Annotated in this window: 24 protein-coding genes; 8 read left to right on the top strand and 16 right to left on the bottom strand. The window is 63.4% G+C overall.

Annotation, left to right across the window (positions count from 1 at the left end; all coding sequences use genetic code 11):
- Positions 1–2 precede the first annotated feature (2 nt).
- Both pdxT and pdxS read right to left on the bottom strand, forming a co-directional pair.
- Complete coding sequence (pdxT, locus tag ABJ196_RS06130) at positions 3–635, bottom strand: pyridoxal 5'-phosphate synthase glutaminase subunit PdxT (protein WP_347305689.1); 633 nt, start codon at positions 633–635, stop codon at positions 3–5.
- Positions 636–639: 4 nt separating this feature from the next.
- Positions 640–1,527 carry a pyridoxal 5'-phosphate synthase lyase subunit PdxS gene (gene pdxS / locus ABJ196_RS06125; protein WP_257053230.1) on the bottom strand — a complete coding sequence of 296 codons (888 nt, stop codon included), beginning with the start codon at positions 1,525–1,527 and terminating at the stop codon, positions 640–642.
- Positions 1,528–1,607: 80 nt separating this feature from the next.
- Here pdxS and ABJ196_RS06120 point away from each other — a divergent pair, with 80 nt between their 5' ends.
- Complete coding sequence (locus ABJ196_RS06120; protein WP_347305654.1) at positions 1,608–2,957, top strand: PLP-dependent aminotransferase family protein; 1,350 nt, start codon at positions 1,608–1,610, stop codon at positions 2,955–2,957.
- A gap of 35 nt (positions 2,958–2,992) precedes the next feature.
- Here ABJ196_RS06120 and ABJ196_RS06115 read toward each other — a convergent pair whose 3' ends face one another.
- The 3 genes from ABJ196_RS06115 to ABJ196_RS06105 are packed head-to-tail and all read right to left on the bottom strand — an operon-like array spanning position 2,993 to position 4,540.
- On the bottom strand, positions 2,993–3,682 hold the full coding sequence (locus tag ABJ196_RS06115) for an anti-sigma factor (protein WP_347305653.1): 690 nt from the start codon (positions 3,680–3,682) through the stop codon (positions 2,993–2,995).
- Positions 3,679–4,242: a sigma-70 family RNA polymerase sigma factor gene (locus tag ABJ196_RS06110; protein WP_347305688.1), complete on the bottom strand. Its 564-nt coding sequence runs from the start codon at positions 4,240–4,242 to the stop codon at positions 3,679–3,681. The genes ABJ196_RS06115 and ABJ196_RS06110 overlap by 4 nt, the downstream gene beginning before the upstream one ends.
- A gap of 52 nt (positions 4,243–4,294) precedes the next feature.
- On the bottom strand, positions 4,295–4,540 hold the full coding sequence (locus ABJ196_RS06105; protein ID WP_347305652.1) for a hypothetical protein: 246 nt from the start codon (positions 4,538–4,540) through the stop codon (positions 4,295–4,297).
- 188 nt (positions 4,541–4,728) lie between these two features.
- On the opposite strand from ABJ196_RS06105, the gene ABJ196_RS06100 reads away from it, so the two are divergent.
- Entirely contained in the window at positions 4,729–6,333 is a 1,605-nt protein-coding gene (locus ABJ196_RS06100) for a cytochrome c biogenesis protein CcdA (RefSeq protein WP_347305651.1), read from the top strand.
- Positions 6,334–6,374: 41 nt separating this feature from the next.
- Entirely contained in the window at positions 6,375–6,983 is a 609-nt protein-coding gene (locus tag ABJ196_RS06095) for an MBL fold metallo-hydrolase (RefSeq protein WP_066510792.1), read from the top strand.
- A 98-nt stretch (positions 6,984–7,081) separates the two neighbouring features.
- Here the strand turns inward: ABJ196_RS06095 and ABJ196_RS06090 are convergent, their stop codons facing one another.
- The 4 genes from ABJ196_RS06090 to ABJ196_RS06075 all read right to left on the bottom strand — a co-directional run bounded on the left by ABJ196_RS06090 (position 7,082) and on the right by ABJ196_RS06075 (position 11,620).
- On the bottom strand, positions 7,082–7,933 hold the full coding sequence (locus ABJ196_RS06090; RefSeq protein ID WP_066484875.1) for an SPFH domain-containing protein: 852 nt from the start codon (positions 7,931–7,933) through the stop codon (positions 7,082–7,084).
- Entirely contained in the window at positions 7,934–8,590 is a 657-nt protein-coding gene (locus ABJ196_RS06085) for a hypothetical protein (RefSeq protein WP_066510784.1), read from the bottom strand.
- A 24-nt stretch (positions 8,591–8,614) separates the two neighbouring features.
- Positions 8,615–11,212: a nitric-oxide reductase large subunit gene (locus tag ABJ196_RS06080; RefSeq protein ID WP_347305650.1), complete on the bottom strand. Its 2,598-nt coding sequence runs from the start codon at positions 11,210–11,212 to the stop codon at positions 8,615–8,617.
- A gap of 285 nt (positions 11,213–11,497) precedes the next feature.
- Positions 11,498–11,620, bottom strand: coding sequence for a hypothetical protein (locus ABJ196_RS06075; protein WP_347305649.1), 123 nt, complete (start codon positions 11,618–11,620; stop codon positions 11,498–11,500).
- A gap of 95 nt (positions 11,621–11,715) precedes the next feature.
- On the opposite strand from ABJ196_RS06075, the gene ABJ196_RS06070 reads away from it, so the two are divergent.
- Both ABJ196_RS06070 and ABJ196_RS06065 read left to right on the top strand, forming a co-directional pair.
- The gene (locus ABJ196_RS06070; protein ID WP_257045595.1) at positions 11,716–11,931 is read left to right on the top strand and encodes a hypothetical protein; all 216 of its coding nucleotides are present in this window, start codon (positions 11,716–11,718) and stop codon (positions 11,929–11,931) included.
- Between the two features lie 224 nt (positions 11,932–12,155).
- A complete protein-coding gene (locus ABJ196_RS06065; RefSeq protein WP_347305648.1) occupies positions 12,156–13,487 on the top strand; it encodes an O-acetylhomoserine/O-acetylserine sulfhydrylase in 1,332 nt (443 codons plus the stop codon).
- Positions 13,488–13,650: 163 nt separating this feature from the next.
- Here ABJ196_RS06065 and ABJ196_RS06060 read toward each other — a convergent pair whose 3' ends face one another.
- The 5 genes from ABJ196_RS06060 to ABJ196_RS06040 form a co-directional block, all read right to left on the bottom strand.
- Positions 13,651–14,538 carry an ABC transporter substrate-binding protein gene (locus ABJ196_RS06060; RefSeq protein WP_347305647.1) on the bottom strand — a complete coding sequence of 296 codons (888 nt, stop codon included), beginning with the start codon at positions 14,536–14,538 and terminating at the stop codon, positions 13,651–13,653.
- Positions 14,538–15,173 (bottom strand): ABC transporter permease subunit, encoded by a 636-nt coding sequence (locus tag ABJ196_RS06055; protein WP_347305646.1) that lies wholly within the window; start codon positions 15,171–15,173, stop codon positions 14,538–14,540. Before ABJ196_RS06055 ends, ABJ196_RS06060 begins: the two co-directional genes overlap by 1 nt.
- Positions 15,170–15,796, bottom strand: coding sequence for an ABC transporter permease subunit (locus ABJ196_RS06050; protein ID WP_347305645.1), 627 nt, complete (start codon positions 15,794–15,796; stop codon positions 15,170–15,172). The genes ABJ196_RS06055 and ABJ196_RS06050 overlap by 4 nt, the downstream gene beginning before the upstream one ends.
- On the bottom strand, positions 15,796–16,533 hold the full coding sequence (locus tag ABJ196_RS06045) for an ATP-binding cassette domain-containing protein (RefSeq protein ID WP_347305644.1): 738 nt from the start codon (positions 16,531–16,533) through the stop codon (positions 15,796–15,798). Before ABJ196_RS06045 ends, ABJ196_RS06050 begins: the two co-directional genes overlap by 1 nt.
- A 154-nt stretch (positions 16,534–16,687) precedes the next feature.
- The gene (locus ABJ196_RS06040; protein ID WP_347305643.1) at positions 16,688–17,182 is read right to left on the bottom strand and encodes a MarR family transcriptional regulator; all 495 of its coding nucleotides are present in this window, start codon (positions 17,180–17,182) and stop codon (positions 16,688–16,690) included.
- A gap of 255 nt (positions 17,183–17,437) precedes the next feature.
- On the opposite strand from ABJ196_RS06040, the gene ABJ196_RS06035 reads away from it, so the two are divergent.
- The gene (locus ABJ196_RS06035) at positions 17,438–18,586 is read left to right on the top strand and encodes a homoserine O-acetyltransferase (RefSeq protein ID WP_347305642.1); all 1,149 of its coding nucleotides are present in this window, start codon (positions 17,438–17,440) and stop codon (positions 18,584–18,586) included.
- A 146-nt stretch (positions 18,587–18,732) separates the two neighbouring features.
- On the opposite strand, the gene ABJ196_RS06030 is transcribed toward ABJ196_RS06035, so the two are convergent.
- A complete protein-coding gene (locus tag ABJ196_RS06030; protein WP_257069051.1) occupies positions 18,733–19,047 on the bottom strand; it encodes a DUF3017 domain-containing protein in 315 nt (104 codons plus the stop codon).
- 91 nt (positions 19,048–19,138) lie between these two features.
- Positions 19,139–19,996: a bifunctional methylenetetrahydrofolate dehydrogenase/methenyltetrahydrofolate cyclohydrolase gene (locus tag ABJ196_RS06025; protein WP_257068967.1), complete on the bottom strand. Its 858-nt coding sequence runs from the start codon at positions 19,994–19,996 to the stop codon at positions 19,139–19,141.
- A gap of 24 nt (positions 19,997–20,020) precedes the next feature.
- Here ABJ196_RS06025 and ABJ196_RS06020 point away from each other — a divergent pair, with 24 nt between their 5' ends.
- Together ABJ196_RS06020 and ABJ196_RS06015 are read left to right on the top strand one after the other, a co-directional pair.
- Positions 20,021–20,491, top strand: a complete 471-nt coding sequence (locus ABJ196_RS06020; protein ID WP_257071894.1) for a tRNA (cytidine(34)-2'-O)-methyltransferase — start codon at positions 20,021–20,023, stop codon at positions 20,489–20,491.
- 99 nt (positions 20,492–20,590) lie between these two features.
- The gene (locus ABJ196_RS06015) at positions 20,591–22,528 is read left to right on the top strand and encodes a pyruvate kinase (protein WP_347305641.1); all 1,938 of its coding nucleotides are present in this window, start codon (positions 20,591–20,593) and stop codon (positions 22,526–22,528) included.
- The last annotated feature ends 5 nt before the right edge of the window (positions 22,529–22,533 follow it).

Raw genomic sequence — 22,533 nt, 5'->3', positions numbered from 1 at the left:
GCTTAGGCCACAGCCGAGGCCGCCGGAATCTGCGCCAACCACGCCGCATGGACGCGGGCATCACCATTTTCCTCGGGATGGAAACTCAACGCGGTGATGGCGCCAGAGCGCACGCCCACGATGAATTCGCCCTCGCCAGCGTTACCGGAGACGGTGGCGATAGCCTCCACGCCCGGACCGGTACGGGTGACGATGGGCGCGCGAATGAACGAAGCGTCCACGTCGACGACTTCGTCGCCGACTCCGGCTTCGCCGTCGTCGAGAATGACTGAAACGGCGCGCTCCGCGGAGAAACGCTGATTGCCAAACGCATTGCGGCGCACAGTGACGTCTAGCGCGCCCAGGGTCTGTTGGCCGGCGGCGGGATTTTCGAGCTCGCGCGCGAGGTAGATGAGCCCAGCGCAGGTGGCGAGCACGGGCAGGCCGGCATCGATGGCGGCGCGCAGCGGTTCGTCCAGGCCGAAGGACCGCGCGAGGCGGTCGATGACGGTGGATTCGCCACCGGGAAGAACAAGGCCGTCGAGGCCCTCAAGGTCCGCCACCTGGCGCACTCGGCGCGTGGCCGCGCCAAGTGATTCGAGAACCTCGATGTGCTCTTCGACCCCGCCTTGGAGGGCAAGCACTCCAATGAGCATGGGATTACCAGCCGCGCTCAGCGAGACGGTGCGGGGCCGGGACATCGGCGACGTTGATGCCGACCATGGCCTCACCCAGGCCGCGGGAGACGCGAGCGAGCGCGGCCGGGTCGTCGTAGAGGGCGGCGGCCTCGACAATGGCCTTGGCGCGGGCGGCCGGGTTGCCGGACTTGAAGATGCCGGAACCGACGAACACGCCTTGGGCGCCCATCTGGCGCACGAGGGCGGCATCGGCAGGCGTGGCCACGCCACCAGCAACGAAGAGAACGACGGGCAGTTCTCCGGTCTCGGCGACCTCGGCGACGAGGTCGTACGGGGCCTGCAGTTCCTTCGCCGCGACGTAGAGCTCGTCCTTGTCCAGATTGCGCAGGCGGGCGATCTCGCCCTTGATGGTGCGCAGGTGCTTAACGGCCTCGGAGACGTCGCCGGTGCCGGCCTCGCCCTTGGAGCGGATCATGGCAGCGCCCTCGGTGATGCGGCGCAGGGCCTCGCCCAGGTTCGTCGCGCCACAGACAAACGGCACGTCAAAGTCCCACTTGTTGATGTGGTTGACGTAGTCCGCCGGGGAGAGAACCTCGGACTCGTCGATGAAGTCCACGCCCAGCTCGGCAAGAATCTGCGCCTCGACGAAGTGGCCGATGCGCGCCTTGGCCATGACCGGGATGGACACGGCATCGACGATGCCCTCGATGAGATCCGGATCGGACATGCGGGCCACGCCGCCCTGCGCACGGATATCGGCGGGAACGCGTTCGAGCGCCATAACGGCGGCGGCACCGGCGTCCTCCGCGATCTTGGCCTGTTCCGGGGTGACGACGTCCATGATGACGCCGTTCTTGAGCATGTCAGCGAGTCCGCGCTTCACACGGGTAGTTGCAATCTGTTCAGTCATGCCGACTATTTCAGCGCCGCAAGTGGTCTATCACAAGAGCCAATTTCACCCGATTGAATTAGACCACTTACCCTTACCCCATGCACGTCATCCTCGACCCGGCTGATACCCGCACCCTTCCGGTGCAACTCGCCCACGCCATCCGCGGCCAGATTTCCGCACGCATCCTCTCCCCCGGCGAGGCCCTTCCCTCGACGCGTCAGCTCGCCGCAGAACTCGGCATTTCTCGAGGTAGCGTCGTTTCCGCCTACGATCAGCTCCTCGCCGAGGGCTACCTCGAGGCCACTGTCGGCTCCGGCACGCACGTGAGCCGCCGCCTCAACCACAACCCCGTTCCCCCAGCCCCGGAACCGGCCGTGCACAAGCCTGCCCGCGCGCTCGTGGAACTTACCCCCGGCGCCCCAGACACGGCGGGCATCATTACCCCCGAATGGCGCTCCGCATGGCGCCGCGCGGCGTCCACTCCGCTTTCCGATGCCCCCGCCTCCGGCCTTCCCGCCCTCCGCCACGAGGTGGCCGCGCACCTCGGCACCATGCGCGGACTCGCCGTCGACCCGGCGCGCATCCTCATCACCTCGGGCGCCCGCGAAGGACTGGCACTGTTACTCCGCGCGCTCGCGCCGACGCTCGGCGGCGCGCTCACGGTGGGCGTCGAGTCCCCCGGTTACCCCAGCTTGCGCCGCATTCCCTCGGCCTTTGGCCACGTCGTCGCGGAAATCCCCACGGACTCCGAGGGCGTGCGCGTCCCCGCCACGCCGCTCGACGCGCTCATCGTGACGCCCAGCCACCAGTACCCATATGGCGAATCACTGTCGGCCGCACGCCGCACGGAGCTCGTCACGTGGGCACGGCGAACGGACGCCCTGCTCGTCGAGGACGACTTCGACTCGGAGCTGCGCTACGCGGGCCAGCCACTGCCAGCGCTCACGGCTTTGGAGCCCGCGCGCACGGCGTTGCTGGGAACCTTCTCCTCGGTCATCTCCCCCGGCGTGGCCTGCGGCTATCTCGTCGCACCATCCTCGCTCGTGCCGCGGCTACGCGCGGAACGCGAACTGACCGGCCAACCGGTCAGCCTCATCACGCAATCCGCACTGGCCAGCTACCTCGCTAGCGGCGCGCTGCGTCGCCACACTGGCTCCGTGCGCCGCGCCTATCGCCGCCGCCGCGACCTCGTGGATTCTTACCTCGGCGGCCTCCCGGGCACGCAACTGCTCCCCATCCGAGGCGGTCTGCACGCGGTGCTGCTCTGCGAGAAACCCACCGATGAGGTTGTCGCGGCGGCAGGGCGTCTGGGCGTGGGACTCACCGCGCTCGCGGAATACTGGGGCGGCGAGGACGCACCCGGCGGCGTGGTTCTCGGCTTCGGTCACTTAGCCGATAGCGAGCTCGAAGCCGCGCTGCGCGTCATCGCGACGGCAGCGCGGCTTTAGGCACAGTGCGACATACCAGCTGCCCCGCGCGCGGCTTAAGCGTTGAGCGTCACCGACGCGAGCGTGCGTCCAGAGGGCTCCTCGCTGCCAGCCATGGGCTCTTCAGTGACGAGCACCTTGGTGACGTCACCGTCGAAAGGCATCCACACGCCGTCGTGCGGGTCCTGCCCGATGACGCCGGCGGAGCTCATCTCGCCAGTGCTCGACACGGCCCACACCTGCGCGCCCATGCCAACGTCTAGGTCCGGCTCGCCGTCGACCATCGCGCCGGCTTTGCCCATGTCCTCGGAAGACACAATCTGGAGGCGTGCGCCTTCGGCTTCGGCATCGGCGCTGCGCAGATCCTCCGCGCTCATGATGGCGTGCATTTCCTTCTCGCCAGGGCTTTCCGGGGCCGGTGCGTCTTGGGCCAGCTGCGTGTCCTCGCCAGCCGGAAGGAACTGCGCGACGGTCACGCCACCGATGACGAGAACGAGCGCCGCGGCGACCACCGCGAACCAGGGACGCCGGCGCCGCGCGTCGAGGTCGATAACGCCGCCCTCACCACTGCCGTCACCGCTGCCACTGTCGTTACCGCCCCCGGCAACCACAGTGGTCGGCTCCTGTGGTGTGCGCTCGAGGCGCTCGAAGACGGCGTCTTTCAGCCGGGCCGGTGGCTCGACCTCGGGCACGGAGTCGAGGAAGTCCTCAAAGCTCGCGTCGTCGAATTCACGCGTATTACTCATCGTTCCTCCCTCGCCATCAGTGCCTTAAGCTTGCGGACGCCATCGCGCACGCGCGTCTTTGCGGTGCCCAGCGGTACTCCCGTTGATTCTGCCAGCTCGGCGTGGGTGAGGCCACCGAAGAAGGCCAGCTCCACCGCCGTGCTGTGGGGTTCACCAATAGCGGCGACGGCGGCGCGCAGACGCTGCGACTCCACCCGGTCAAGCGCGTCTGTTTCCACGTCATCACCCCGCAGCGCCGCGCGGAGCGTGGCCTCGCGGTCATCCCGTTCGACGCTCGCGATATGCGAGCGCAGCCGATCCACCGCGCGGCCATGGGCGATGCGCCCCACCCAGGTGCGTGCCGAACCCCGCGCCGGATCGAAGTGTGCGGCCTGAGACCACACCTCGACGAAGACGTCTTGGGCGACTTCCTCAGCAAGAGCCGGATTGCGCAGAACGTGGAGCGTCACGCCATAGACGAGCGGTGCCAGTGCGTCGTAGAACTCGGAAAAGGCATGCGTATCCCCCGACGCAGACGCAACGAGCAAGCCGTTGAGCCGAGCTAGCTTATCGGGAGACATTATCGACACGGACGTTGATCTTACCTTCCCCTCGAGGACGGGAGCGGACATTTTAGTGTGACATCGAGCCGGACATAGGCGCTTCGGTCATCATCTCGTCGGTCATCATAGCGTCTGACGGCTTCATCTCATCAGACATCATCGAATCCGACGGCTGCATGGAGTCCGACATCATGGCATCGGACGGAACCATCGAGGGAGTCTCCGTCGCCGGAGCGTTCTTCGTGTCATTGCAGGCAGCCAAGCCAGTGGCAGTGAGCGCGAGCGTGGCAGCGGCGGCGACGAGTTTGATCTTCATGAGTGTTCTCCTTTAGAGGTAACGGGTTCTGCCGTGCGGGGTGCGCGGCCTTACGTGAACTCATTCGGAGCACGCGGCTGGGGCGGATTGGAATTGACGAAAGCTTTTTTCGTGCCATCCGCAATGGGGGTCGGCGCCGAATAAAGGGCAGACCGCACGAAAGAACCGTCTGAGAGAAGGGAACCATCATGGTCTCGACTACGCTCACCACCCTTGCAGTGGGGCTTGCCGGAGGGCTCATCACCGGCATCTCCCCCTGTATCCTGCCTATTCTCCCGCTCGTGCTGGCCGTGAGCGGCGCGCCTGGCGAGGAGCGCTCACGAGCGCGGCCGTGGCTCATCATCGCAGGCCTCGTCACGAGCTTTACCGCCGTCACGCTCTTTGCCACGACGGCGCTCAACGCCCTGCATCTGCCCGGTGACCTCGTATGGAAGGTGGGCCTGGGGCTCCTCGTACTCGTGGGACTGGGCATGATCTTCCCCAAGGTCCAGGAACTCCTCGAGTGGCCGTTTCTCAAGCTGCCGAAGGCCGGCGGGTTGCAGGCCAAGGTTCGCGACAAGGGCGGGTTCCTCGTGGGGCTCGCGCTCGGCGTCGTCTTTGTTCCTTGCGCCGGGCCGGTCCTCGCCGCCATCAGCGTGGCGGGCGCCACGGGCCACGTCGACGCCCATATCCTCGTGCTGTGTTTGTCCTTTGCCGTAGGTGTGGCCGTGCCGCTGCTCGTCTTTGCACTCGGCGGTGAGCAGATCGGCCGGCGCGTGAGCTTCTTCCAGTCACATCAGCGCGGCGTGCGCCTCACCTCGGGCTTCCTCGTCATCGCCATGGCGGGTGCGATCGCCACGGGCGCGCCGGCCTGGCTCCAGCACACGCTGCCAAGTCTCAGCCAACCCGGGGTACAGGCGGCATCGGCAAGCTCAGGTCCGGTCCCGGAATTTGTCGGGCTCACCGGCTGGTTCAACACGGATACACCCGTGGACCCGCGCACGAATGGCAAGGTGACGCTCATCGATTTTTGGGCGTATGCCTGCATCAATTGCCAGCGCAACAACGTCCATATCGCGAAGCTCTACGACACGTACAAGGACTACGGCTTTGAGGTCGTGGGCATCCACGCGCCGGAATACCCGTTTGAGCGCGAGGCCGCCAACGTGCGCCGCGCGGCCGCGGAGCAAAACATTGCCTACCCCGTCGCGCAGGACAATGACTTCGCGACGTGGCGTGCCTTCGGCAACCAATACTGGCCGGCGCATTACCTCGTCGACGCGCAAGGGCAACTGCGCGGCAGCCACGCGGGCGAGGGCGACTACGCGGAGACAGAGCACCAGATTCGTTCTTTATTGCAGGAACGCGACCCGCAGGTACGCCTACCCACGCCGGTCGAGAGCACTGAGGCCGCCGTGGGTGCAGCCGACCGCAATCCGGAAACGTACCTGGGCACCGACCGCGCGCGGTATTTCGACAACCCGGCGGCCGAGTATGTCGATGGCACGCATTCCTTCACGGCGGTGACGCCGCGGCAGGGGAGCTACGCGCTGGGTGGCGAGTGGACGCTGGCGGGTCAGCCGATTACCGCGGGCCGCGACGCGACGGTGGATCTGGCCTACCACGCGGCGTGGGTCCAGGTGGTCGTTGCAGGGCGCGGGACCATCACAGTGTCCGATGGCGACACGACTCAGGAGATTCCGGTTACCGAGGACGGGACGATTGACCTCCTGCGCGGGGACGCGGCCCGAGAGGGCACGCTCCATCTGGCGGTGACCCCGGGCGTGGAGCTGTTTTCGTTCACGTTCGGATAAACCTCAACGGCGCGTCGTGTGGCGCAGCTAGGCTGGGACGCATGAAGCTCACCATGCTCGGCCACTCCGCCATCGCCATCGACGCGCCTGAGGGCACCATCGTTATCGACCCGGGTTCACTCACCGACCCGGCGTGCCTGAAGTCCGCGGACGCGGTGCTACTCACGCACGCGCACCCGGACCACCTCAACGTCGACGCGGTGCGCGACTCCGGCCTGCCGGTGTGGGGCACGGCCGAAGCTATCGCGGCTTTGGGTGACCGCGCGGAAGACACGGTGGTGCAGCGTGACTCGGAGTTCGACATTTTGGGCCAGCACATTCGCGTCTTTGGTGGCCAGCACGCAGAGATCCACCCGTCACTGCCACGGCCAGAGAACCTGGGATATTACATGGATGGCTTGCTCCATCCGGGCGACGAATACGTCGAGTGTCCTTTGCCCGTTGAGGTACTCCTCCTGCCGATTGCGGCGCCGTGGGTCAAGGGGTCCGAGGCCGCAGACTACGCAGTCAAGGTTGGCGCACGCGTGACCATCCCCATCCACGACGCGGTGCTCTCCCCCGGCGGCAAGGCGATTACTGACGGCATGCTGGGCAAGGTGGGCGTGCCCGGATACCAGCGTGTCGAGACCGGTGAGACCGTCGAGTTCTAGGCACTCATACACGACGCCGGCCCGCCCCATCATGTGATGGGACGGGCCGGCGTTGGTGTCTGCGGAGTTACACCGCGTAGCTCCTTCTCAGGTGCGTTCTAAGACTCTTTCTCAGACTGTGCAGTCTCGGTCTTGCCGGAGAGCTGCGACATGTTCTTGTTGAAGTCCTGGAAGCCCTTGGAGAAGGTGCCCAGGTTTTCCATGAAGCCGCCCATGATGTCGATGGGCAGCGGGAACACGATGGTCGAGTTCTGGTCTGCGCCCAGGTCGAGGACGGTCTGGAGGTAGCGCAGCTGCAGCGCGGCCGGAGCCTTGCCCAGCTCCTCAGCGGCCTCACGCAGCTCACGCGAGGACTGAAGTTCGCCGTGCGCGGAAATGACCTTTGCGCGACGCTCACGCTCGGCCTCCGCCTCGCGGGCCAGGGCGCGCTGCATCATCTCAGGAATTTCCACGTCCTTGATCTCCACGATGCGGGTGATAACGCCCCAACGTTCGGTCTGGCCGTTAATGATAGTGGCCAGGTCCTCATTGAGTTCCTCGCGGTGAGCAAGGAGATCATCGAGGTCCGCACGACCCAGCAGGGTACGCAGGGTGGTTTGGGCGATCTGGGAGGTCGCGACGGCGTAGTTTTCGACCTGCAGGACGGCCTTTTCAGCGTCCGTCACCTCGAACATGACCACGGCGTTGACGCGCACGGAGACGTTGTCCTTGGTGATGATTTCCTGCGGCGGGATGGTCAGCGTCACCACACGCTGATCAACGCGCTCAAGCTTGTCGATTCCCGGCCACATGAAGTGCAAGCCCGGCTGCAGGAGCGGACGCAAATGGCCAAAGCGGAACGCCACACCGCGCTCGTATTGCTTGATGACCTTCAGGGAATACATCAAGAACACGATAATGAGCGCGATAATAATGCCGATCACGATCGGCCAAAAGACGAATGCTGACATTTAACTTGCTTCCTTTTCCTTGCGGCGATCCGAGCCATAACGCGTCCGCGTACTATTTCCGTACTTCGAGCTGAAGCGGTCAATCTGCGCAGACAGCTCGGCTTCGCGGTTACTCATCTCCGGCACCACAATCTTCGGTGCGTTCGACGGCGTATTCCACAGATGGCGAGCCAACGGGTACACGCCGAGGCCCGTGATGACGATGAGGGTGCCGACGGAGATGAGAATCTCCGAGAGCGAGTGGTTGGTGATCATCGAGCACAGCGGCAACAGGTATGCCATCGCAGCGACTCCCAGAGCGATACCGCGATGGAAACGCCCGGAATCCGAGTGCGGCCACGGATCGAGCTGACGGGTGACCTCGCGGCCATGGTGCGAGACCGTGCAGGCGTCCTTGACGGGGCAGGTATTACACACCGTCGGGTTTGCGCGGTAGCGCATGACGCGGTTTTCCGGATCGAAGCTCGATGGCCACAGCCACTGATCCTCGGGGCACTGCCAGGCATCGTGTTCCTCGAGATAACGGAACGTGCCCGCCTGATTACTCATCGTGCGGTTCGCGGTCTGCTTCGCCATAAGGTCGAAGCCCCACGCCACCGCGACGAGAAAGAGACCATAGGCCGCCGCGAGGACGGTAAAGATTCCAGGTGCGTCCATAACGAATGTTCGCTTGCCTTTCTTTTACTTCTTATCAGCGTCGGTGCCGTCAGCACCGTTACGCTTGTCGGACCCGTAGGTGCCGCCCCACTTCGTGCGGGAATCGAACTTCGGATCCTGCGGACCGGAGGCCGCCGAGTCGCCGCGACCGGAATCCGGATCGACTTCCTCAACGAACGCACCGCGCTCGTCGATGTAGCCGTACTTCCGGCCAGCCACGCGGCGACGATCGTCGACACGGCCCTTGCCACCAGAGACCAGGCCCACGGAGGAGCCGACCGGAATCTCACCGGCGTGGTCATCGTCATCCGGAGCGATGATGCTAAAGAGCGGATCGGTCGGGTGCTCCTCGATGGTGGGGATCTCCTTGTTGTAGAGCACGCCCTTGAGCGCCATCCACAGGAACGGGAAGATACCGGCAAGGAACATGACGTCACCCGGCATACGCAGCCACTCCATGATGAAGTTGCCCGGCTCCGTGATGTAGCCCAGGGAGCGTGCCTCGACATACCCGGAAGCAACAGACTCGTAGAGCTGCATGATGCCGAGCGGCAGAAGGGAAATGACAACCATCCACAGCAGACCCAGGTTGGTGAGCCAGAAGGACCATGCCATGGCCTTATCTGACCACTTGTCCTTGGGGATGAGGTAGCGCAGGGCGAAGGCAGACAGGCCGAGGGCCAGGAAGCCATAGACACCCATCATGGCGCCGTGCGCGTGGTTGGCGGTAAGCGCCGTACCGATTTCGTAGTAGGAGACGATAGGCAGGTTGACCAGGAAGCCGAAGATACCGGCGCCCAGGAAGTTCCAGAAGCCCACGGCAACCAGGAACATGACGGCCCAGCGGTGCGGGAACGGACGCTCGCCTGAGGCACGCTGACGGGAACCGAGCTGCATGAAGGTCCAGGCCTCTACGGTAAGCAAGGTCAGCGGGACGACCTCGGCTGCGGAGAAGAAGGCACCGAGAGCCATGTGTTCGACCGGCGTACCGGAGAAGTACAGGTGGTGCATGGTACCCAGGACGCCACCCGTGGAGTACAGGATGATGTCGAGGAAGATAATGCCCAGGGCGATCTTTTCGCGAATGACGCCCAGGAGGACGAAGACGTAGGCCACCATCACGGTGGTGAACAGCTCAAGGAAGTCCTCCACCCAGAGGTGGACGACCCAGAAGCGCCAGAACTCGGCGACGGAGATGTGCGTCTCCGAGCCAGCCAAGTTACCCACGGCGTAGAACGCCGGGATGGCAATGCCGGCGTAGAAGAACATCCACGGCATGTTGGATTTGTTCTCAGTCTTCAAACGGCCACGCAGCTGGCGGAAGAGGATGAAGATCCACACGAACATGCCCACGGTGAGGAGCACCTGGAAGAAGCGAGGCAGGTCAAGGAACTCCCACTGCTGAGAAAACAGCGTGCCTTCCTTGATGTAGCCCATGGTGGACAGCCACTCGAAGGCCATCGAGCCGAAGACAACAAAGGCGATCGCGCCGAGCAGGAACCACACGAGCCAGTGCTGGCCCTTCGGTTCCTTCTTGCCCACGAAGGATGCAATGAAGATACCGGCGGCAAGCAAACCACCTGCGGTCCACAGCAGGGACAGCTGCAGGTGCCAGGTACGCGACACGTTGTACGGGAGGATCTCCTGCAACGGGATGCCGAAGAAGCCAGTGAGCTCGGTTCGGTAATGCTGCGAGGCCGCGCCTAGGAGGGCTTGGATGAGGAAGAGTAAGACGATGACGAGGACGAACCAGGCGACAACCTTCTGGGACTTGGTCAGACCCACCTCGCTCGGCTGAGTGAAGTCAAGGTTCGGAGCCTCTTCTGCGTGCCAGCCGATGGACTTGGACCAGCGGCCGTAGATGGCGAAGATGAGGCCGGTGCCGCCGATGAGCGCGATGAGCGAGAGCACAGACCACACGACGAGGTCAGCGGTCGGGCCGTTATCCACACGCGGCTCAGCAGGCCAGTTGTTGGTGTAGGAGTAATCGTGGCCCGGACGCTCAGCGGCCGAGGCCCACGCGGTCCAGCCAAAGAAACCGACCAGGTTGTTGATCTGCTTGTCATCGGTGATGAACTCGGAAGGAAGGCCCTTTTCATGGGAATCCTCGCCGAAGTACTTGGCGTAATAGGCCTTGTTGGACTCAAAGGCAGCAATCTGGTTGTCCGTCCACTCGAGAACCTTGGTGTCCTCGTTGTAACGGTTGGTACGGAACTCGTCGATGACGGCCTGTTCCGGCGTTGCATTCTCATCAATGAAGTCCGGGTAGCCGTTCTGATCATTGAGTTCGCGTGCCTTGTCGGCCGCCATGCGCAGGTACTCTGCAGTGTAGTCGGGGCCGAGGTACGCGCCGTGGCCCATGACAGAGCCATACTGCTGCAGACCACGAGCCTGGTACAGAGCCTGGCCGTTGAGGATCTCTTCCTTAGTCAGGATGGTCTCGCCGGTCGACTGCGACACGATTTTGTCGGGCAGGGGCATTGAGGCGTTGTAGGTGCGATACGCCAAGAAACCCATGACCAAGAAGCCAAAGATCATGACGAGAGCGACACCCTGCACCCACACGCTACTCAGCTTCAGTACCGGCTTAGACCGGTCTTCGCTGCTAGTGGTGATTGACATGTATCTTCCTGTCGATTCAGATAGTGAACACCGCTATCACGCCGCCGTGCACACAGTTGAGATACAGAGGTGTACTCAGAGCGTTGTACTCAGAGCGTTGTGCTCAAAGTGTCGTACTCAAACGGATGTACACGAAACAAGCGAGAGTGCGGTGCATGAGAGATATTCATGGGCCCCAAGGACGAGGTCCACCACGATTGATTATGAACGGGAAAACCAGTTTTAAATAGAGGGCGGACCCCCGTGCGCCACAAATGAAGTCAACCGAAATGAGTAGACCGCACCTTACCGTACGGCCGGATTGACCATTAAATCCACGAAAGGCGCAGTCGTACCACTCTCACTCGCTGCAATTTTTACGACAATTCCCGGATCATTTGACTTCACTATTGAAGCAATAGACTTCATTACGTGATTTTAAGCACTCTTGGCCGTGTGGGGAACTTTTCATACCGTACTACCGCAATATTGAATTAAACCGAAAAACCCGTATTATTTAGAACATGAACTTCGCAGAGCACACCAAGCGCAACTGGGTTATCACCCTCTTTGCCGCCATTTTCTTCGCAGCCATCGTGTCCATGATCTTCCTCAACGACCCGCACGAGACCATGCTCGTCGCCGTCGTCTTCGTCGCCTCGGCGCTCATCCTCTTCGGTGCCATCCTGGGCGTCTGGTACCTCATCCAGAACCGTAAGAAAAACTCCACCGCTAAGTAAGGCCACTTAGGCCACTCAGGTCGCTAGACCACGGCCCACGCCGGCCGCACCTCCATGCGGCTCCACCCTGTCAACATACCTTCACCCCGCCCCCTGCGAAGCCCTAGATCGAACGCATCTATTTACCGCTCGGTCTAATTTTATTCACACCTCCACCGGGTGAAATGCGCGGTTCTCCTGAAATCCTTGGCCAAGTTTGGACAGCTTGGTCTAGTGTTTCTGGCATGACTACGAAATATGACAACACCAACTTCGCCGACTGGTCCATCGAAACCCGTGCCCTCCACGTAGGGCAGGATCTGGATGGCTCGACGAACTCGCGCAATATTCCGATTTACCAGACGACATCCTACGTCTTCGACAGCGCCGAGCACGCTGCCGCTCGCTTTAGCCTCTCGGATGCAGGCCCGATTTACACCCGCCTGACCAACCCGACGGTGGACGCCCTCGAGCGCCGCATCGCAGCCCTGGAAGGCGGCGTCGCCGCCGTGGCTTTCGCGTCCGGCCAGGCCGCTGAGACCGCCGCCATCCTCAACGTCGCTTCCGCCGGCGACCACATCGTCTCCTCCGCGCGCCTCTACGGTGGCACCACCACCCTGTTCGCCGTCACCTTGAAGCGCCTAGGCATCGACGTCACCCTCCTCGAGAACCCGGATGACCCGGCCGAGTGGGAGAAGGCCGTCCAGCCGAATACCAAGGCTTTCTACGGTGAGACCTTCGGCAACCCCATCGCTGACGTCCTCGATATTCCGGCCGTCGCCGAGGTCGCTCACAAGCACCAGGTTCCGCTCATCGTCGACAACACGATCGCCACCGCGGCGCTCGTTCGCCCGCTGGAGCTCGGCGCCGACGTCGTCGTCGCCTCCACCACGAAGTTCTACTCCGGCTCCGGTTCCGCCGTGGGAGGCATCCTCGTCGACGGCGGTAAGTTCGACTGGACCGTCGAGCGCGACGGCAAGCCGGTCTTCCCCTACTTCGTGGAACCGGATGAGGCTTACCACGGCCTCAAGTACGCCGAGCTCGGCGCCCCGGCCTTCGCCCTCAAGGCTCGTGCGGGTCTGCTACGCGACACCGGCGCGGCCGCCTCCCCATTCAACGCCTGGCTCACCCTCACCGGCCTGGAGACCCTCTCCCTGCGCGTGCGCAAGCACAACGAGAACGCTCAGGCCGTCGCCGAGTACCTCGCTGGCCACGACAAGGTCGCCAAGGTCAACTACGCGGGCCTCGCGGACTCCCCGTACAAGGCGGTCAAGGAAAAGATCGGTGCCGCCTACACCGGCTCCGTCCTTTCCTTCGACATCGACCCGGGCGAGCGCGACGCCAAGGAGGTCGCATGGGCTTTCATCGACGCCCTGAAGCTGCACTCTGACCTGGCCAACATCGGCGACACCCACTCGCTTGTCGTCCACCCGGCCACCACCACACACTCCCAGTCGGACGCAGAGGGCCTGCGCGTCGCCGGCATCAACCAGGCCACCATTCGCCTGTCCGTCGGCATCGAGGACATCAAGGACATCCTCGCCGACCTCGAGTTGGGCTTCGCGGCCATCGCCTAACCGCCCCTCACCGGCCAACGGTCGGCAAACGCTAGCATCGACCGGCTCATGCTGGCCCCGCTTTCTTCCGCGGCCACTCCTCCTGGAGGCCGCGCGTGCCACAAAAAATCCCGCCCTCGCGTCCTGGGAAACGCGAGCGGCGGGATTTCTGCGAAATGGTTGCTTACAGATCGAGAGTCTCGACCCACTCCTTCGCGATAGTCTCGGCGGGGACGTGGTCATTGACACTGCGCGCATTCATCTCGAGCAACGCGCCCATGGTGAGCGCATCGCTCACCTTGTTGATGACGTCCTGGGCGCCCTCGTCCAGATCCTTATTCGCCACCGGTACAAGGTGCGAGGCCAGGAAGAGCTCCTTGTTGTCTTCCACTACCTTCAGTCCGTTGGCCTCGATCGAAGGATCTGCGGTGTAGACGATCGCAATATTAATCTGGCCATCCTTGAGCGCCTTGACCGTCAGCGGTCCGCCGCTGTCTTCAATCGGGGTAAAGCCCGCGTCGACGTCGTACGCTTTCTTCAGGCCCTTCGGCCCATTCGGGCGGTTCTCCGCTTCAGAGTTCGCGCCGAGGGTGAGCGGCTCGGTGACGTTCTTGAGATCCTCGCCGGTGGTGAGGTTGTACTTCTCCGCGAACTCCTTCGTCACGGCGTAAGCGTCCTGGTCCGTGGCGCCGGCCTGGTCGAGAATCTTCAGGCCCTCAGGGGCGGCATCGGAAAGCGCGGCGTAGACATCCTCGCTGGAGCGCTGCGGGGCGTCCTTGACCCAGTACTGGAGCAGCGGGCCGGTGTACTCGGGGAAGACGTCGACGTTGCCGGACTCGACCTCGGACATGTAGACCTCGCGCTGGCCAATACGGAACTGGCGGTCGACCGTGTAGCCAGCATCCTCGAGCGCCTGTGCGTAGGCCGCGGCGACGATCTCGTTGGAGTAGTAATCCTGCGAGCCGACCACGATGGCGTCAGAGTCGCCGGAACCTTCCAGGTTCTCCGAGCTGCCGCAGCCCGCGAGCGTGACCGCAGAGGCGGTAAGCAAAGCGATAAGCGATTTCTTCATTATTTCTTTCTTCCTGTAAAAACTGCAGAGATTTCAAAAAATACTTCGAGGATGAGCGCTAGCGCGATGACCACGAGCGAACCGCCAATCATCTCCCCATAATCGCTGGCTTTCAGCCCATGGAGGATAAAGCGGCCAAGGCCCACGTCCGCAACGTAGGCCGCGAGCGTTGCTGTCGCCACGACCTGGATGACGGCGGTGCGCAGCGCGCCAAAGAAAACGGGCCAGCCGAGAGGAATCTCAACCAGACTCAGCACCTGCCGCGTGGTCATGCCTTGCGAATACGCAGAGCGGACCACGAGGGGATCGACAGAAGAGATCGCCGAGTAGCTGCCAGCAAGCAGCGGCGGTATAGCCACAATGACCAGCGCGACCACCGGCGCCTTCAGTCCAATGCCCAGGCCCAAGCCCAGGAGGGTGACAAGGCCCAGCGTGGGCAATGAACGGCCCAGGTTTCCCACGGCGGCAACGGCGGCCTCGCCACGGCGCGCGTGTCCGACCCACAGGCCTATGGGCACGGCGATGATAGCCGCAATGAGCAAGACCAGTGTGCTCAGCCCCAGGTGCTCAAGGAGCCGCCGTGCAATCGGCGCGCCGGAGGAAAACCACTCCATGGTGTCAGCGAAGAGACTCATGCGCGCCTCCACGGAGTTGCTAGCTTGCCGATGCCCACCACTACCGCATCAAGCACGAGGGCCAAGGCCACGCTCAGCGCGATGCCGAGTCCGATCTCCGCCGCGATGCCGCGCTGGAAGCCATCCGTGAAGAGCATGCCCAGGTTCTGGATGCCCACGAGGGTGCCGATAGTCACCAGCCCCACGGTGCTCACCACCATGACACGCACGCCCGCGACAATGACGGGAATGGCGAGCGGAAGTTCCACGCACCAAAAGCTCTGCCATGCGGTCATTCCTTGGGTACGCGCGCTGCGGCGCACGAGCGGATCAACGCTGGTAAAGCCGTCTGCAGCAAAACGTGTGAGCACGGCGACGCCGTAGATACTCAGCACGATGATCATCGTCGCCGCGCTGCGCAGGCCTGTGCCAAACACCGCAGGGACGACGATAAACATCGGCAACGACGGGATGGCGTAGAGCAGCCCAACGAGGATGAGCAAAGCCGGGCCGCCCAGTTTGGCACGGGCGCCAAGGTAGCCCAGCGGCAGGGCTACGACGATGCTGAGCACCACCGCAGCCAGCGTGTAGCTCAAGTGCGCGGCAAGCTGCTCAGACAAATGAGGAGCGAGGGTGGACAGCATTATTCCATAACTCCCAGCACACGCCCATCCGCGTCCACGACGCGGCCGCCCTCGAGACGCAGCCCGCGGTGCTTACCGAGGAAGTCCCGAACGAAATCGTTCGCGGGACGCTCGAGAAGCTCCGCCGGGCTGCCGGCCTGTGCGATGCGCGCGTGCTCCTCGAGAACGATGATGTCATCGGCAAGCAGCAAGGCCTCGTCCACGTCGTGGGTGACGAAGACAATTGTCGTGCCCAGCCGGTCGTGCAGGTCCACAATCTCGTGTTGCAGCGCGCGCCGCTGAATGGGGTCGACGGCGCCGAAGGGCTCATCCATGAGCAAAATATCCGCGCCACCGGAGAGCGCACGGGCCACGCCGACGCGCTGTGCTTGACCACCGGACAGCTGCGCTGGATAGCGCTGAGCAAGGCTTGCATCGAGCCCTACGAGTTCCATCTTCTCCGCGGCTGCGGCCCGCGCCTGCGCCTTCGACGCACCATTGAGCCGCGCCGCCGTCGCGACATTATCGATGACGCGCCGGTGCGGGAAAAGTCCGCCGTTTTGCAGCACCGTCCCGATACGGCGTCGCAACGCCACGGGGTTCTCCCCTGCCACATCGACGCCGTCGATGAGCACCGTGCCCTGCGTTGGCTCGACCATGCGATTGATCATGGACAGCAGCGTCGACTTTCCGGAGCCCGAAGACCCCAACAGCACCGTGAAACTTCCGGTTGCGACGGTATAGCTGAAATTATCCACCGCCACGGACGCTGCCCCTGCATACCTTTTGGTCACTGAGCGCCATTCAATCATGGGAGAAGGTGCCTTTCTTGAGTGCAGGTGTAATGAGGGACCAGCGGGCGCTGGCGCAGCGGGAACACGAACGTGTGCGTTCGAGGGTACGCGCATCCGGTCACTGGGCGGCTGCTTCGACATCATGTTGGACCTGCGCGAGGGCACTGGAAAGCTCCGCCATGTCTACCGTCGTCCCAGCTAACAACTGCGCGAGCCGTGCTTCCACAAGGGCATGCGCCTGCGCATAGATTTCACGCCCGGCATCCGTGATCCGAAGCCGATGTTCGCGCCGGTTATTTTCGGCCACGCGGCGCTCCACCAGCCCAGCGGCGACAAGCTTCTCGGTCAGCCGGCTCATGGAGCTCACACTCGTCGCCATGCGCCGCGCCACCTCGGTAACGGACCATTCCCCTTCGATAAGAAGCCCCAGCGTCATATAGCTTCCCAAGCGCACAGGGCCTGAACGCAGCACCTCATCCACGTGGTTCCACAACCACGCCTCATGGTGCGCCAGGCGGTACAGATATGTTTCGAACACACCCTCACCGTATACTTGCATACGCAACAATTGCAATCGCAAGTAATTGCGTGGCAAGGACTCCTTCTCGCTCACACAAGCGTCCTACTTCCTGCGTGCACGTTCCTGCGGGCACGAGAGTGATGACAGTACCGGGGAGGAAAAGCATCCGCTCCAGTTATCGCCAACGTTCGCCGCTCCGTTGCGACAGCACGCCGCTGCTACCGCACATGAATCTAATACCAAAACAGACCAAGCGGTTCATCTACACTCTGAACCAGACACCCGGACACTCGTTCCGGGTTTCGCCATGAAATCGATTCGCCCCACCGCAGAAAGGATCGCCGCTAGATGTCGTACCCCAAGTTCGCGCTCGAAGGCGAGCTCGCCTTCACCGATATCGGAACCCTGCGGACTGAGGCGGGCGCCGAAATCCCTGCGGCGACCATTGCCTATCAGCACTGGGGTGCTTTCGCCGGCGACCCTGATGGCGCCAATAACGTCCTCCTCGTCGAGCACGCGCTCACTGGCGACTCCGACGCGGCGGACTGGTGGGGCGATCTCATTGGACCTGGCAAGGCGCTCGACACCACGCGCTGGTGCGTTGTATGCACCAACGTCATCGGCGGCTGCAAGGGCTCTACCGGCCCCGCCAGCGAACACCCAGACGGCGGCGCCTGGGGCTCACGCTTCCCGGCAGTCTCCATTCGCGATCAAGTCCAGGCGGAAAAGCAATTCCTCGACGCGCTCGGCATTCACCGCGTCCACGCCGTCATCGGCGGCTCCATGGGCGGCGCCCGCACGCTGGAGTGGACGCTGCTCTATCCCGAAAAGATGGACGCCGCCTGCGTCATCGCCGTGTCCGCGCGTGCCTCCGGCTGGCAGATCGGCATTCAAACCGCACAGATTTCCGCCATCGTGCGCGACCCGGATTGGGCCGGCGGCGATTACTACTCCACCGGCAAAGTCCCCGGCGACGGCCTCGCCGCCGCCCGCCGGATCGCGCACCTGACCTATCGCGGTGAGCAGGAAATCGACGAGCGTTTCGGCGCCCAGCCCCAGCGCGGCGAAAATCCTCTGGGCCCCTACCGCAGCGACGACCAACGCTTCGCCGTGAACTCCTACTTGGACTACCAGGCCGCTCGTCTCATCGATCGCTTCGATGCCGGCAGCTACGTTGCGCTCACGGAATCCCTCAACCGCCACGACATCGGCCGCGGCCGCGGCGGACTGATCAAAGCGCTCGCCCAAAGCGAAGTCCCCACGATGGTCGTCGGCGTGGACACAGATATTCTGTACCCCTACCACCAGCAGGAGCACCTCTCCCGCAACCTCGGCAATCTCCTCGCCATGGCGAAGGTCGTCTCCCCCGTCGGTCACGACGCCTTCCTCACCGAGTCACGCCAGATGGACCGCATCCTGCGCAACTTCCTCACGCTCTCCGCGCCGGATGGTCTGAACTTCGGCCCGGCCTACGTCGGCGACGAATACTACATCTAATCGCCGACGCCGCACTCACACTTCCTGCGGCGTGCGCTGCCGCGATCCTGGAACTTCACGCCGAAACGCGCGAGCGTCTCGCGCACCTGAGGCTGAATCTGGCCCCACTTGCTATCGATAGCCACCACGGCGCGTTCCCAGCACGACTAGCTCCCCAGCGCGTCCACCGACGTCGACAGGAAAAGCATCGCCGCGCCCAAAACTGCGGTAAAGACGGCGTCAAAGCGGCGCGAACGCACCGCGAGAATTCCCACGCGCTCCGAGTCGCAGGTCAGGCGCACGACGGTGAGCCACAGCAGCCCAGTACCCAGCGCAAAGGACGCACGCCGCCAGTGTTCAAACGCAGCAAAGCCTGCCGATGCCGCCACCAACACGACGAAGATCCCAATCATCACCCATTGCACGCTGTTCGGCAGCCGCGAGGCCTTGAGACCGATGTCGTGCGGATTAGCCAGGGACAGCCCCTCCGGAGTCGTCTGCGCAGACGCAGAACGAGCAACCGAGCGGCGCGGGTCGTGCTGGTCGCGCTGTGGCTCCATGCCGTGCACGCTCTTAGGCTTGGGCAGCAAGCTGCTCGGCACGCTCGACGATGTTGTAGACGAGGAACGCGCGCGTGAGCGGGCCCACGCCCCCCGGGTTCGGGGAGACGAAACCGGCCTTCTCCCAGACGTCCTCGGCCACGTCACCAGCGAGCTTGCCGTCGACGCGGGAGACTCCGACGTCGAGCACGGCCGCGCCTTCCTTGACCATGTCCGCGGTGAGCATGTGTGCCTTGCCGGCGGCAGCGATGATGACGTCCGCCTCGCGGGTCTCCGCGGCAAGGTCCTTCGTGCCGGTGTGGCACAGCGTGACGGTGGAATTCTCACTGCGGCGGGTGAGCATGAGGCCGATCGGGCGGCCGACCGTGACGCCACGGCCGATGACGACGACTTTGGCGCCATCAAGCTCCACGCCGTAGCGGCGCAGCAGGTGGATGCAGCCGTTCGGGGTGCACGGCAGCGGGGCCGGCTCATTGAGAACCAGCTTGCCCAGGTTCACCGGGTGGAGACCATCGGCATCCTTGGCCGGATCGATGCGCTCGAGGATTTTGTTTTCGTCAAGGTGCTTGGGCAACGGCAGCTGCACGATGTAGCCCGTGCAGTTCGGATCCGCGTTGAGCTCGTCGATGACAGCTTCGAGTTCTTCCTGTGTGGTTTCCTCCGGCAGATCCTTGCGGATAGAGTTGATGCCCAGCTGCTCGCAGTCACGGTGCTTCATCTTCACGTAGGAATGCGAGCCCGGGTTGTCGCCCACGAGGACCGTCGCCAGGCCCGGGGTCACCCCCTGCTCCTTGAGCTTCGCCACGCGAGTGGCCAGGTCTGCAAAAATCTCGTCGCGGTACAGGGTGCCGTCTAGTTTGGTAGCGCTCATGCCCACCATCCTAGACTGAGCACTATGAGCCAGCTGCACATCGTCTTTGATAACCCCGTCATTCCTACTAATACGGGCAATGCCATTCGCACCGCCGCCGTCACCGGTGCCACGCTCCACCTCATTGAGCCGCTGGGCTTCAACTTCGATGACAAGCACTTAAAACGCGCTGGCCTCGACTACCACGACCTGGCAGATCTGCAGATCCACAAGGACTTCCAGTCCTGCATGGATGCCCTCCCCGGCGCGCGCGTCTTTGCCTTTACCACGCACACCACCACGTGGTTCACCGATGTCGAGTACCGCGACGGCGACGTGCTCCTCTTTGGCACCGAGCCCACCGGCCTGCCCAAGGAACATCTCGAGCACCCGCGCATCACCGAACAGGTCCGCATTCCGATGATGCCCGCGCGTCGCTCGATGAACCTATCGAACGCCGCCTCGACCGCCGTCTTCGAGGCGTGGCGCCAGCTGGGCTTTGAGGGCGCTGTCTAGCCCCACCTCGACGTGCACTGCGCACTCGCACCATTCCAGGCACAATAGATGGTTGTGGTTTCTTTTGTCCTGTGTCGTCAATGAAAGTGGTGCTTGTCCATGAGTGACTCGATGTCCGAACTCCGTTCCCAGCTGCGTCCCTACCTCGCTCACCTCATGGATTCCCTCGAAGAGACCGTGGAGGAATACGCAGACGACATCGCCAAGGTGCACCCCACCCACCAAGCAGGAGCAAAGAACCTGTTGCGCTATGCGCAGTTGCGCAACCACGATGTCGCACATCTCCAAGCTGGCCTTTCATCCCTGGGCGCAACACGCCTGTCCACGGCAGAGCCCGACGTCATCGCGCGTCTCCAGGCCGCGCACAACGTACTCGACGTCTTCAACGGCGATAGTCCTACGTATCCGCTCGAACCCATCAGTGAAGCCTTCGCGAAGGCAGACGACATCCTCGACGACCACGCAACGGAGCTCCTTGGCCCCACACAGGAGAACACTCACGCGCGCATCATGGTGACGCTTCCCTCGGAGGCAGCGGATGATCCGGACCTTGTCCTCAAGTTTGCTGAGGCCGGAATGGATCTTGCGCGCATCAACTGTGCCCACGACGGTGAAGAAGCCTGGGCCAAGATGATCGACAACGTCCACGCCGCAGCTGATGCGGTAGGCCACGACATTCTGGTCTCCATGGATCTCGCCGGTCCCAAGGTGCGTACCGGCGATATCGAGCCAGGCCCCGCCGTCATCCGTGCCCGCGTGACGCGCGATGCAGCCGGAAAGACCGTCGAACCCGCCAAGTTGTACCTCTACGCACGCGATACACCCCAACCTGAGCTTCCCACAACACCCGGCCGAGAGGGTGCACCACTGCAAGTCGACCCCGCCTGGCTCAAGGGACTCGCCGTCGGCTCCACCATTACGCTCGAAGACAATCGCGGCAAGCACCGCTCCTACCGCGTGGAGCACATTCGCTCCGATGGGCTGGCTATTGCGCATGGAAAGAAGAGTGCCTTCATCGCCGCGTCCACGCTGCTGCTGCACGAAGGTGAGGTCACCACCGTGAGCGGTATCGCGCACCAGGAACAGAAGATCAAGGTAGTGGCGGGAGACACGCTCATCCTCACCACCAATCCTGCCCCTGCCGTGGTCCACGAGCGCGCCGAAGGCGTGACCACGACCCTCGGCTGCGACGCGCCCGAGGCCATCGAAGCCCTCGAGCCCGGCCACCAGGTTCTCTTTGATGACGGCGCTATCGACGCGACGGTCAAGGAGGTCCGCGAAGTCCCCTGCGGCGACGGCTCCACCGACACCGAAGCGGTGCTCGAAGTGACCCGCGCAGGAATCGGTGGCACGAATCTCAAGGCGCACAAAGGCATCAACCTGCCCGATACCTTCATTCCGCTTCCCAGCCTCACCGAGGAAGACCTCACGGCACTCGAGTTCGTCGCCCGCAACGCCGACATCGTCAACGTGTCCTTCATCCGTACGGCAGGCGACGTCGTCCATGTTCTCGACCAGCTCGCAGACATCGCCGCACGCGCCGACAAAGAAGGCGATAAAGACGCCGCGGCGCACGCCAAGAATCTCGGCGTCGTCCTCAAGATCGAGACCGTACCTGCCTATCACCAATTAGCTGCCGTGTTGCTCGCAGGTATGCGCCACCGCAAGTTTGGCATCATGATTGCGCGCGGCGACCTCGCAGTGGAGCTCGGCTTCGAGCGCATGGTAGACATCCCACGTTTGATGATGCAGATGTCCGAGGCCGCGCATATCCCCGTCATCCTCGCTACCCAGGTGCTCGAGAACCTCGCGAAGAAGGGCCTCCCCTCTCGCGCCGAAATGACTGACGTGGGCTACGCGCTGCGCGCCGAGTGCGTCATGCTCAACAAAGGACCGAATATCACGGAGGCCATTCGCATTCTTGACCGCGTGTCTCGCCGCCTCGGCCGCTCGCAGCTGAAGAACCGCCAGTCACTGCGCAAGATCAGCGCGTGGGAGGACACCCTCAAGCACAAGCCCGAATCCACGCCGGAGTAAAGCTC

It is taken from the genome of Corynebacterium sp. SA-MJD20WY100, assembly GCF_039822565.1.
GTDB classification, from domain to species: Bacteria; Actinomycetota; Actinomycetes; order Mycobacteriales; family Mycobacteriaceae; genus Corynebacterium; species Corynebacterium phoceense_A.
This window is presented reverse-complemented; position numbering and strand designations above follow the sequence as displayed.